The organism is Pseudalkalibacillus sp. R45 (assembly GCF_052246725.1).
Lineage (GTDB): Bacteria > Bacillota > Bacilli > Bacillales > Fictibacillaceae > Pseudalkalibacillus.
Genome location: NZ_JBQQCL010000017.1, coordinates 60,452 through 73,635, shown reverse-complemented (window position 1 = coordinate 73,635; position 13,184 = coordinate 60,452). Strand labels below are relative to the sequence as shown.

The following is a 13,184-nucleotide window of genomic DNA, read 5'->3' as shown; positions in this document are numbered from 1 at the left end:
CGACGGTTCCAGGAAGCGCTTATGAAGGCGGTTGGAATGGAACTTCGATGGCTGGACCACACGTATCAGCTGTCGTCGCACTACTTCGTCAAGTCGACTCTTCCTTGACTGTCGATGAAATCGAAGAGATTTTACTTAGCACAGCAGAACCGATGACGAATGGAGAGTATCCAGAATCTCCAAACAACGGGTTCGGATACGGATTGGTCAATGCGTTTGACGCAGTCTCTTCTGTCATCAACGGACTTGGGGTTGTAAATGGTAACGTGACGAAAGAAGGAGAAGATTCAGAAGCTCCTACTTATGAGCATGCAGCTCCTGAAGAAACATACGCAGGTTTGAACCTGCCGTTATCGATCACGGCTTCTGATAATGTCAGTGTGACGAATGTTTCTCTTGAATATAAAGATGAAGACGACAACTGGCAATCCGTTGAAGCTGTACGTACTGAGGGCGACTACTTATCTGGAACATATGAAGTTGTCGTCCCAGGTGAAGCGATTGCCGAACCTTCACTTACTTATCGTTGGGTGATTGAAGACTTCGGAAACAATGATGTAACTTCGGAAGAATACGAAGTATCTGTTTTACCAGGTATCACGACTGGATACGAAACAGACTTCGAATCTCAGCCGACTGGTTGGATGTCATGGGGAGACAACAACTCATGGGAATGGGGCGCTCCTACTTCAGGACCAGGTGAAGCGGCTTCCGGAGAAAATGTTTATGGAACCAATCTTGATGGCCAATACGAAAATGACGGAAATATGACATTGATGATGCCGCCGATTGACCTTGGTGAAGGCGAAACTTACCTACAGTTCAATCACTGGTATGAAATCGAGAACAATTACGATTATGGACATGTGGTCGTATCCACTGACCAGGAAAACTGGGAACAAGTTTCGGAGTATACGAACAACAGTAACGGATGGTTAGAAGAGCAAGTTGATCTAAGTGAGTATGCGAACCAGCGAATTTATGTTGGATTCCATTTAGATACAGATTTCATCGTTTCCAAACAAGGCTGGTATATTGATGATGTAAGCCTGAGTGATACTCCTGTAGAACCAGCTAAAAAAGCTACGATCCTTGGTGCTAAACAGAAAAAAGAAACAAGTCAAACAGATAAGAAAATGAAAAAAGAAAAAGTCGATCCTGCGGAACTGAAACCGACAAAACGGATCAACATCGAAGAGAATGATGTTGAAGATGCAGGTCCAACAGCTTTGCCGCTTGAAGCCGAAGTGAGCATCCTTGAATCCGGACGCTCTACAACAACCAGTCCTGAGGATGGAAGCTACTCGATCACGCATGCTGCTGGTGACTATACGGTGATGGCAGAAGCGTATGGATACCACCCACAAGAACAATCTGTAACCATTGAAGATGATGGGGAAGCAGTAGCTGACTTCACATTAGAAGAAATGGCACAGGGAACCGTTTCTGGTACGGTGACTAACGAGCAGACAGGTGATCCGATCGAAGGAGCGACTGTATTGCTTGTCGAAGATGCAGCTGTCACACCTGTTGAGACCGATGCAGATGGAAACTATTCGCTGACTGCTTATGAAGGCGAATATACGTTGAAAGTGATGGCATCTGGTTACTATGGTGAAGAATTCACTATAACGGTTGAAGGTGACGAGGTAACGGATCAAGACGCTCAACTGAAACCATTCATCGGTTATCCGGGAGAAATCGGATATGACGATGGTACTGCCGAAAATGCACGTGCATTCTACGATGCAGGAAATGGCTGGGGTGTAAGGATGTCCCTTCCGGAAGGAAAAGAAGAGGCTCTTGTCACTGGCGGTATGTTCCGTTTCTGGACAACCGACTGGCCGAATCCAGGTGGAACTGACTTCAAAGTTGAGATTTGGGATGCAACTGAAGAAGGCGCTCCTGGTGAGAAGTTAGCTGGACCGATTGATGCGACTGCACTCCGTACTGGAGAGTGGACCCATGTCGATCTTTCGGATCAAGGTATAACGGTAGACGGAGACTTCTTCATGGTCTATATCCAATCTGATCCGAACCCATATGCACCTGGATTAGGGACAGATGAAAATGGACCGAATGCTGAGCGAAGCTGGCAATTTGTCGGTGGCGCATGGTCCCAATCCCCTGCAGTTGAAGGGAACTACATGATCCGTGCAACCGTCGATTATGAAGTGACGGCACCGGTCATCACGTCTCCAGCAGACGGCACACATACGAATGATGAAAATGTGACGGTTGAAGGTCAATCCGCACCGGGTGTGGATGTACACCTTGAAAATAATGGCGAAGAAGTCGCAGTCGTTCCGACAAATGAAGACGGAACTTTCTCTGCAGACATCACACTTGTGGATGGCGAGAATGTCCTTGTTGCGACTGCTTCCAACGAACGCGGCATGACAGATCCTTCCGAGCCAGTGACGGTCACGTTGGATCAGACAAAACCGGAATTGACCATTGAAAGTCCGGAAGACGATTCGAAAACAAACCGCATGGCGGTAAATGTTACCGGTACGGTTAATGATGCACACCTTGATTGGGTGAAAGTGAACGGTCAGAAAGCAACGGTCAATGAGGATGGCACTTATTCTCACCGTATGCTTCTTGACGAAGGTGAAAATGTCATCAAGGTCGTCGCGAAAGACCTTGCAGGTAACCGCAAGAGCCAAAGGGTGACAGTGGATGCGAAGTTCGGACCGATCGAAGTGACGAATGTCAAACCAGATACGGATAAGAACCTTGAAGCTGGACAATCCGTAATGATTGAGTTTGATAGTGAGCCAGGACTTGAAGCGCGTTTCAGAATCCACATGCCATTGACCAACACAGGCATGGGCATGGTTCAAAATGCGAATGAGCTACCGATGATGGAGATGTCTCCAGGCCACTATGTCGGCTACTATACAGCAACGTCCAACGTTGTCGCTGATGGAGCAGTCGTTGAAGTAGTAGCACGTGACGACTATGGAAATGAAACGGAGGAAATTGCAGAAGGTAAGCTTTATATCAATGTAGAGGAATAAAACAACTCCGTTTACGCCTTATGAACTGCGGAGTTTGAACAAAAGAAAGAGGCTGCCGATTCGTTGGCAGCCTCTCCTTTTATGAAGATCAATTAGAGTTATAGTTGTTTGTCTGATGATCAGTGGTTCCCAGTTGGTTAAGTCTATTTACCAAACCGTATCCGAAGCTTGGTTGACTGTTCGCCGGACCGAACGATTCACCTTTCATATCATATGCGGTTGAGCCATGTTCACTGAAATCAAGCCCCTGGATTTCTTCTTCACGTGAAACTCGGATAGAAGAGCGGAGAGTGATGAATTTCAAGCTCAAGAAAGTGAGTCCGAATGTCCAGGCGATGACAGCAAGGACTCCAATGCTTTGGATAGCCAAGAGTGATGTATCACCTCCGTACAATAAACCGCCGTTAGTGGCGAACAATCCGACAGCGATCGTTCCCCAAATACCACAGAACCCATGGACTGCAATCGCGCCGACTGGATCATCAAGTTTTAATTTTTGATCGATGAAAGGAACTGCCTCAATGAGGATGATGCCTGAAATGAACCCGATCGCGACAGCTCCGAATAAAGAGACATCCGCTGTACCTGCCGTAATCCCAACAAGACCTCCCAGTGCACCGTTCAAAGTCAGAGTTGCGTCCATTTGCTTGAATTTTAAATAAGAATAGATTGCACTCGACACGATCCGGCGGATGCTGATAACAATGTCGTCGTAATGATCATCGGAACGAGGGCTGGATCTGCTGCTAGACTGCTTCCGGCATTGAATCCGAACCATCCGAACCATAAAATGAAAACCCCTAAAGCCCCGAGTGGAATGTTGTGACCTGGGATGACATTCACCGTCTTTTGATCATATTTACCGATTCTGCCCCCGAGTAATAGAACAGCAGCTAAAGCGCCGGTTGCTCCAGTAAGGTGAACGACAGTCGATCCTGCGAAATCGATGAAACCTAATTCTGAAAGGAAACCGCCGCCCCAGACCCAGTGCCCGACAACAGGGTAAATGAACATCACCATGCAAACCGTTAGCATCAAGTAGGAGCTTAGTTTCATCCGTTCAGCGACAGCTCCAGAAATGATTGTTGCGCAAGTTGCCGCAAACACCGCCTGGAAGACGAAGAATCCAATGTCGTTCTCAGCATTTTGCAGGAAAAAGTATGAACTCCCGACAAGCCCGCTTAACGAGTCGCCGAACATGATCCCGTAACCGACTGCGAAATAAAGTATTGCTCCGAGTGCCATCGTCAGGAAATTTTTCATAAGGATGTTGAGTGCGTTTTTTGCCCGGGTAAACCCGGTTTCGACCATTGCAAAACCAGCATGCATGAAAAAGACCAGAAGCGTTGCGATAGCGACCCACATCATATCCACTGACTGGACGACTGATGAGATTGATGGACTCTCTGCACCATATGCGATTGTCGGTAAGCTGCTAAGTGCAAAAACCAATGGTAGTATTTTTTTCTTCAAGTTTGTTCAATCCTTTCAAAATTATATGATTGCCTGTGTACCATTTTCTCCGGTTCGAATCCGATAGACATCTTCAATGGAAGAAACAAAAATTTTCCCGTCGCCTACAGATCCTGTTGAACAAGAATCAATGATGACTTTGATTGTTTGTTCTTCAAGCGACTCACGAATGACCATTTCCACCTTTACTTTCGGCTCAAGCTGGAGTTCGAAAGGATTTCCTCTAAACACGCCTTTCTTTTTCCGTTGCTTTCCACAGCCAGCCGCCTCATACACCGTCAAACCGTCAATTCCGATTTCTAAAAGTTTCGCTCTAAGCTGCTGGAACTGCTCTGGCCTGATGATTGCTTCAACTTTTTTCATTTGCCTCTCCTTTCATGTCAGAAAACCTAACATTAATTTTAGAATTATATATAATAATAATATAAATTTTCAGAAAATCAAGTGTTATTTTGATTGTATGTAAGGAAACCTAACATGAAAAGAGCCTGGGGCCTCTTCGTTAGTGTGGTATTAATTCGTTTTGTAGTTTTGATTATTAATTTTGTAGTTATTTTCTTATTTTTGTAATTAATTCTTTGTTTTTGTAGTTAATTTCAAATTTTTGATCCGCTTGATTTTTGTAGTTTTTTAAAAACTGAGAAGGATTATTTTTATTCTTAGGGAATTAAATAGCATTAACTCAAAGGAGTGTTGAGATGTTTAAAAAAGAATTACAGATTCCTCTGGATTTACTGCAATTAATAGCTTTAAAAAGAAGAATAAAGGTAGAAACTCCTTATATCCAGCATACATACAATAAGCTGAAGAAAGGATTTAAAGGAGAGAAGAGAATAGAGTATCAACTACATTATTTGTCCTCTGAAAGATATTCCATTCTCCACAACATTCGTCTTCCAATCGGCAAAACACACTTTCAAATTGATTTCCTTCTCTTATCACCATTTTTCAATATCATTATTGATGCAAAAAATATTGGCGGTACATTATATTTCGATCCGGTGTTCAAACAATTGATCCGTAGAAAACCAGATGGGAGTGAAGATGTATACCCTGATCCTACCTACCAGGTGGAACGTCAGCAATCCCAATTGAATAAGTGGTTAATTGAAAAGCATTTACCAACCATCCCTATAGAATACTTGATTGGTGTATCTGATTCCAAAACGATTCTAAAAACCTCTATAAAGAACCATGAAATCTCCAAATGGATCTCCCACCACTGGTCTACTGTTCATAAAATTGAAGCTTTAGAAAAATCACATCAGGAAGAAAAATTATCCAAAAAAGAGATTAATAAAATAGCTCGAAAATTAATTAAATATAACGAACCTTTATCGACTAACATCCATAAATCATATAACGTTTCCAAACAAGATATCATCACAGGGGTTCAATGTATCAATTGTTCACACTTCGATATGAATTGGAGGAGAGCGAGGTGGCTCTGTCCGCACTGCGGTTTTGAATCTAAAATTGCACATTTGTCAGCAATAGCGGACTATTCGTTACTCTTTGATTCAACTTTTGCTAATCGCCAAATGACTCAATTTCTTAATTTATCACCTAGAACTTCGATCTACCTCCTCAACAAAATGAACATCAAAAAAGAGGGGAGGAAGTATTTCCTGACCCCTCAACAAATTTATGATTATGCAGATAAAGGTGAATTAACCGACGATTAGTTTTTCTTCAAAATCCTGAACCCGAATGGCTCCACTTCAACATTTCCACGCAAAACTTTTGAATCGCCACTCCATAGATCTTCATATTCTCCTTCAGCCAATTTCAGTTTAGCATTTTCCTCTGAATTATTAATCGCCACAGTGATCTTCGCGTCTGCCGTACTTCGTTCATAAACAACGACATCTTTTCCAACAGTGCCATCAACAAACCTGAATTCTGCGTCCCCCTGTAAGACGGCATATGACCTCCGCAACTCGATCAACCTACGCACGAATTTACGTAACTCCATATCCTGTTCTTGTTCATCCCACACCATACATTTCCGACAACCTGGATCCTGTCCGCCATCGATTCCGATTTCATCGCCGTAATAGATGCAGGGTGAGCCTGTGAACGTAAGCTGGAACAAGAATAACAGCTTGACCCGTTGATGGTCATCTCTGCACAAAGTCAAGATCCGGGGAGTATCATGGCTTCCGAGTAGATTGAAAGCTGCATCATTCACATTTTGAGGGTATGCGACCTTCCACTTGGTCATCTGTGCTTTGAACTCGGCAGCATCGATTTTATTTTTCCCTAAAAAGTTAAGCGCTGCATTCGTAAACGGGTAGTTCATTACCGCATCGAATTGATCACCTTGAAGCCAGGGCATTGCGTCATGCCAGATCTCCCCGAGGATATATACATCTCGCTTCACTTCTTTAACCACTTGTCGGAAATCACGCCAAAACGCATGATCAACCTCGTTCGCCACATCCAGGCGCCATCCGTCAATATCAAATTCTTCAACCCAGTACCGTCCGACATTCAACAAATATTCACGAACTTCCGGATGTTCTGTATTCAATTTTGGCATGGAGGAAACAAAGGCGAACGTATCATAGGATGGTGCGGGCTCTTCAACAATCGGGAATTCGCGAATGTGGAACCAGTTTCGATACGTTGAATTCTCCTGATTCTTCAGCACGTCTTGAAAAGGTTCGAAAAAATAGCCGCTATGGTTGAACACCGCATCGAGCATCACTTTTATTCCACGCTTGTGACATTCATCAATAAGCTTTCTGAAGGTATCTTTATCCCCGAATTGAGGATCGATTTCCATGTAATCGATCGTGTCGTATTTGTGGTTGGAATAGGCTTTGAAAATCGGTGTGAAATAGAGGCCGCTGATTCCTAAGTCTACTAGGTAATCAAGATGATCAATGACACCCTGGAAGTCTCCACCGAAAAAATTATCGACAGCTGGTTCAGCGCTGCTCCATGCCAGTGTGCCCGGAGGATCGATGGAAGGGTCACCATTCGCAAACCGCTCAGGAAAAATTTGATACCAGACTGTCTGGCTGACCCAATCTGGTGCTTTAAAAACATCAGTTTCATTCAAGAAAGGAAACGCGAAATAAAAGTCCGTATCCCTTGGATCCTCTGCAACGAATCCTTTCTCCCCATAAACAAAACGTTCAATACCGTCCTCCAATTCAAATCCATAGCGTATTCGTTTGAACTCAGGCTCAACTTCACAGATCCAGTAGTCGAAAAGATCATCAGAGCCTTCAAGGTCCATCGGGGTACTAGCGTTTTTCCAGCCTTTATCATCCCATACATAAGGATCACCATGGATCAATTTGACAGTTTTCAAATCATTTTTTGCCGATCGCAACCGAATATGAATCTTCTTATTCGTATAAGCGTAAGCGAAGTTATTTTTAGGGCGATGATAGATTGCTGTTTTTTCCATACATTTGCACCTCAGTTTTGAGAGTTTAATAGTACTACCATCATAATTTAAGAAAAAAAGTTATGCAAACGGTTGCAGAAAATTCCTGGCATATGTATAATACAGATAAATCAGTGCAAACGTTTTCACACAAATTTGATTTATTTTGGGGGAGGTCTTTTAATGTTAAAGAAGTTTTTGAACGTATCACTGACAGCTGGTTTAGCCGTGTCAATGCTTGCAGCTTGTGGTCCACAAGATTCTGAAGAAGAGACAGGCGGAGAGAAAGACAAGGGCAGTGAGAAACCCGAAAAGCTAGTTGTTTGGGAAGACAAAGAAAAAGGGATCGCACTTGAGCCAGCGATCAAGAGTTTTGAAGAAAAATATGGCATCAAAGTAGAATTCAAAGAGTTGGGTATGGCAGATGAAATCCGTGAACAGCTTCCGTTAGATGCTCCGGCTGGTACAGGTCCTGACGTTTTGACGTTGCCTCATGACCAGATCGGTGCAATGGCGACACAAGGGTTGTTAGCGCCACTGGATGTCGAACAGGATGTTATTGATACATTTACTGAATCATCCATTCAAGCTCAATCTTTTGAAGGTGAATTATATGGTTTGCCTAAAGCGACAGAAACACCAGTATTCATTTATAACAAAGAGCACATGGATGCAGCACCTGAATCATTTGATGAGCTTTATGAGTTCTCAAAAGATTTTACTAAAGGTAAAAACTATGGCTTCTTAGCTTTATGGGACAACTTCTATTTTGCAAACTCAATCATGGCTGCGAACGGCGGTTATGTTTTCAACCAAACGGATGAAGGGCTGGACGTAGATGACCTTGGTTTGAATAATGAAGGAGCTGTAAAAGGAGCTGAATATATTCAAAAGTGGTATGACGAAGGTCTATTTCCTAAAGGAATCGTTGGGGAAAGCGGAGGTTCTGCTATGGACGGCCTCTTCAACGAAGGGAAAGTCGCTTCAGTCATGAACGGACCTTGGGCATTCCAGGGTATGAAGGATGCTGGGATCGAAATTGGCGTTGCACCACTTCCGAAGCTTCCGAACGGAGAGTATCCACAAACATTCATCGGAGTTAAAGGATGGCACGTATCAGCTTATTCTGAGAACAAAGAATGGGCTACGAAACTAGTTGAATGGATCACGAATGAAGAAAACGCGAAAATCCGATATGAAAAGACTCAAGAGATTCCACCTGTAAAAACATTGATTGAGGATCCTGTCATCGCTGACAACGAAGGTGCTTCAGCAGTTGCAGTTCAATCTCAACGCGGTGTTCCGATGCCGAACATTCCTGAGATGGGGCAAGTTTGGGAGCCGATGGCAAACGCACTTCAATTGATTGTCACAGGAAAGCAAGATCCGGAACCTGCACTTGAAGATGCCACGAAGAACATCAAACAACAAATTGAAGCTTCAGGCGCTGAATAAATAATCGAACAAACAACGTAAGGGACTGTCCCAAAAGTGTCTGAGTCACTCCACACTTTACAACATTTTGAGAAAAACGTGGTTTTGATACAAAGTGTTGTGTTGGAGGAGTCTGACACTTTTCTTAGGACAGTCCCTTCTATCTTTCATTTAAAGAAAGTATAAGAGACTTTCTTAAATATAACGGCAACTAAAGCTCAGCTTGCACCAAAGGCATGGCTTTACCAAGTTTTCTTTAACTATCACTCTATACTCTTTCAGGTCGAAATGTACCTAAGCCTGAAATGATAAGAAAGGACAGGGGGCAAGTATGATAGACACGAACCAAACAAGTACCACCCATCGGAAAAAAGCATTATTGTTGTCCCTGATCCCAGGGGTAGGACAACTATACAATCGTCAATATCTTAAAGCACTCGCATTTATCGTCTTGACGTTCTCATTTATCATTGCATTCAAAGATTTGCTGAACATGGGGCTGTGGGGAATTGTCACACTAGGGGAAGAACTGCCGCGTGATCATTCCATTTTCCTGCTTGTAGAAGGGATCATTGCAATCCTTGTTCTGGTGATCGGACTTTGTGTATACGCGCTTAATCTTTATGACGCCCATGTAAATGGAAAAAAACGCGATTTGGGAATTGCGCTGAATTCGATTCGGGAGCAGTACCGTAACGTCATTGACACCGGATTCCCGTATCTTATGTTGTCTCCAGGCTTTTTCTTACTTATATTCGTGGTGATTTTTCCAATCCTTTTCGTCATACTGCTTGCTTTTACAAACTACGATCTGTATCATTCACCGCCAGCTAGGTTAGTAGATTGGGTTGGGTTCCAGAACTTCATTGATATTTTCAAGTTGGATATCTGGCGTAGAACTTTTATCAGTGTATTTTCCTGGACAGTCATCTGGACATTCGTTGCTACAACCATACAAATTGCAATCGGAATCTTCCTGGCTGTTTTACTGAACCAAAAAGACTTGAAGTTCAAAAAGCTATTCAGAACGTTGTTGATTTTACCATGGGCAATTCCAGCTTTCGTATCGATCCTTGTTTTTGCTGGAATGTTCAATGTCACATTCGGTGCCATTAATAATGACATCCTTGCTTTATTTGGCATCGATCCGATTCCCTGGCAGACGGATCCATTCTGGGCGAAAATCGCGTTGATCATGATCCAGTCATGGCTTGGATTCCCATTCATTTTTGCGATGGTAACGGGGGTTCTCCAGTCAATTCCAGAAGAATTGTACGAAGCTGCCACTGTTGATGGAGCTTCGATGCTGCAAAAATTCCGTACGATAACATTGCCATTGATCCTTTTTGCGATTGCACCAATCTTGATTACGCAATATACGTTTAACTTCAATAACTTTAATGTCATCTTCCTTTTCAACGGGGGAGGCCCTCCGATGGCTGGGCAGACGGCTGGTTCTACCGACATTCTGATCTCCTGGATTTACAGTCTGACCTTAGAGTCCAAGCAATATGCGAAGGCAGCGGCTATCACGATGATCCTATCATTGATCGTCATCTCAGTTGCGTTATGGCAGTTTAGAAGAACGAAATCTTTTAAAGAGGAGGATATGATGTAAAATGAGCATGAAAAAACAAAAGCTTATTCGTCTCACAATGTCATATATCGCAATCTTCATCGCTATTGCCATTGTCATCTATCCGGTCCTATGGATTGTCGGTTCTTCGTTCAATCCCGGAAACAGTTTGTCAGGGTCGACGATCATCCCGAAAAATGCGTCATTAAAACATTACCAGGAGTTGTTCGATGTTAATTCAAGCAATTATCTGTACTGGTATTGGAACACGTTGAAAATCTGTATCATCACGATGGTCCTTTCCGTGACGATGATCGCTTTGATGGGGTATTCTTTTTCGAGATATCGCTTCATTGGACGGAAGAATGGTTTGATGACGTTCTTGATCCTACAGATGATCCCCAATTTCGCAGCATTGATCGCGATTTATGTACTCGCAGTACAAACGAAGCTGATCGATACACACTTAGCTCTGATTCTGCTTTATACTGGCGGATTGCTGCCGATGAATACATGGCTTGCTAAGGGTTATTTCGATACGATTCCGAAAGAACTCGATGAATCAGCACGGATAGATGGTGCAGGACATTTCCGGATCTTCTGGCAGATCATCCTGCCGCTTGCCAAACCGATCCTTGCGGTCATCGCATTGTTCAGTTTCATTACACCTTTTGCTGACTTCATCCTTGCAAAGGTGATCCTGCGTAGTGAAGAGAAATATACACTGGCAGTCGGACTATACAATTTGGTAGCTAAGCAATTCGGTGGTGAATTTACAGAATTTGCAGCCGGAGCGGTGTTGATTGCGGTTCCGATTTCATTACTGTTCTTGTCGCTACAACGTTATCTCATTTCTGGATTGACAGCAGGGGGAACGAAAGGTTAAAAGAATTTTCATAAAAATAGATTAAAGAACATGAATCTTAGCTTATAATGGTACTATAGAACCAGTTAGAAAACGGATGGGGGGAAGCAGACTTGGCTGTAACCATTAAAGATGTAGCAAAACTTGCGAATGTTGCTCCCTCGACAGTATCTCGAGTCGTAGCGAACAACCCGAGGATCAGCGAAGAGACGAAGAGAAAAGTCCGCGAAGCGATGGATTATTTAGGTTATCACCCGAACTTCACTGCTCGAAGTCTGGCGAACCGAAGCTCACGAGCGATCGGCCTTGTGATGCCAAGTTCCGCAGAGAAGGCGTTCCAAAACCCTTTCTTCCCAGAGGTATTGCGCGGGATCAGTACGAAGGCCCATGAAAAAGAATACACCTTGCTCATGTCAACCGGGACGACAGAAGAGGAAATCTATCGTGCCGTCGTCGGTATGGTTCAGGGAAGAAGAGTAGATGGAATCGTCCTTTTATACTCTCGTGTGGATGATCGTATCATGAACTATTTGTACGAGCAGGAATTTCCGTTTACTGTTATTGGGAAACCCTATAAAAACGATGATCTCATCAATCATGTCGATAATGATAACTTTCGGGCAGCCAAAGAATTGACCGAACATCATATTGAGAAGGGGCATGAACGGATCGGATTTGTTGGGGGGAGTCTCAACCTGGTCGTAACGACTGACCGGTTGCTAGGATATGAAAAAGCGTTACAAAACGCTAAGATTCCTTATCGGGAAGACTACGTCATCCATGCTGATTTTGCTGTAGAAGATGGACAGAAGGCAGTTTCCGAATTGATGTCACTTGAGGAACCACCTACTGCCTTAGTGGTGACGGATGATCTTATGGCACTTGGCGTTTTAAGGATGCTCGACGATATGGGAATGACCGTTCCGGAGGATGTCTCTGTATCCAGCTTCAACAACGCAATGATCGCAGAGCTTTCTACACCCGCTTTGACATCAGTTGACATCAATATCTATGAATTAGGTTATCAAGCGGTGGACGCACTGCTCCAATCGCTTGTAAAACCGGAGACACCCGCTAAAAAGGTTAAAATCAAACATGAAATCATCATCAGACAGTCAAGTGGTGGAGTAACAAAATAATCGAATTGAATGTGTTGAAAATGTTCCTTAACGGGGACATTTTTTTATTTTAGTGGATTTGTTAAATTTCTTTAAGTGAAATTTACGACATTCCTGCGGGATAACCCTACAGCGATTTAAGGATCCTTGACTATAATAATGACCTTCGACTAAATACCACCACGTCCTATTGTGAATGTCGAAGCCAGCATAAGGAAAGCTTCTAAGAATTTTCATTGTAGTTTTCCGTTGACCTACGTGACTACTCGGGTCGCTTCCGCTTTTACTAGGAATG

8 protein-coding genes and 1 pseudogene are annotated in these 13,184 nt (G+C 43.3%); 6 read left to right on the top strand and 3 right to left on the bottom strand.

The genetic code is table 11. The features are described from left to right. Positions 1-3,023: carboxypeptidase regulatory-like domain-containing protein (locus tag ACTWQL_RS20500; RefSeq protein WP_443144264.1), on the top strand; the 3,023-nt coding region annotated here is incomplete at its 5' end. 88 nt (positions 3,024-3,111) lie between these two features. Here the strand turns inward: ACTWQL_RS20500 and ACTWQL_RS20495 are convergent. Both ACTWQL_RS20495 and ACTWQL_RS20490 read right to left on the bottom strand, forming a co-directional pair. Continuing rightward, positions 3,112-4,391, bottom strand: a pseudogene (locus tag ACTWQL_RS20495) (ammonium transporter). A 126-nt stretch (positions 4,392-4,517) separates the two neighbouring features. Beyond that, a complete protein-coding gene (locus ACTWQL_RS20490; RefSeq protein ID WP_443144263.1) occupies positions 4,518-4,859 on the bottom strand; it encodes a P-II family nitrogen regulator in 342 nt (113 codons plus the stop codon). 335 nt (positions 4,860-5,194) lie between these two features. Here ACTWQL_RS20490 and ACTWQL_RS20485 point away from each other — a divergent pair, with 335 nt between their 5' ends. Continuing rightward, positions 5,195-6,181, top strand: coding sequence for a nuclease-related domain-containing protein (locus tag ACTWQL_RS20485; RefSeq protein ID WP_443144262.1), 987 nt, complete (start codon positions 5,195-5,197; stop codon positions 6,179-6,181). Here ACTWQL_RS20485 and ACTWQL_RS20480 read toward each other — a convergent pair. Continuing rightward, the gene (locus ACTWQL_RS20480; RefSeq protein WP_443144261.1) at positions 6,178-7,917 is read right to left on the bottom strand and encodes a glycoside hydrolase family 13 protein; all 1,740 of its coding nucleotides are present in this window, start codon (positions 7,915-7,917) and stop codon (positions 6,178-6,180) included. The genes ACTWQL_RS20485 and ACTWQL_RS20480 overlap by 4 nt on opposite strands. 162 nt (positions 7,918-8,079) lie before the next feature. Between ACTWQL_RS20480 and ACTWQL_RS20475 the strand changes: the two genes are divergently transcribed. The 4 genes from ACTWQL_RS20475 (at position 8,080) to ACTWQL_RS20460 (ending at position 12,910) form a co-directional block, all read left to right on the top strand. Continuing rightward, positions 8,080-9,351, top strand: coding sequence for an extracellular solute-binding protein (locus ACTWQL_RS20475; protein ID WP_443144260.1), 1,272 nt, complete (start codon positions 8,080-8,082; stop codon positions 9,349-9,351). Between the two features lie 310 nt (positions 9,352-9,661). After that, positions 9,662-10,948 (top strand): ABC transporter permease subunit, encoded by a 1,287-nt coding sequence (locus ACTWQL_RS20470; RefSeq protein WP_443144259.1) that lies wholly within the window; start codon positions 9,662-9,664, stop codon positions 10,946-10,948. Between the two features lies 1 nt (position 10,949). Further along, entirely contained in the window at positions 10,950-11,792 is an 843-nt protein-coding gene (locus ACTWQL_RS20465; protein ID WP_443144258.1) for a sugar ABC transporter permease, read from the top strand. Positions 11,793-11,884: 92 nt separating this feature from the next. Then, entirely contained in the window at positions 11,885-12,910 is a 1,026-nt protein-coding gene (locus ACTWQL_RS20460; RefSeq protein ID WP_443144257.1) for a LacI family DNA-binding transcriptional regulator, read from the top strand. Positions 12,911-13,184: the final 274 nt, after the last annotated feature.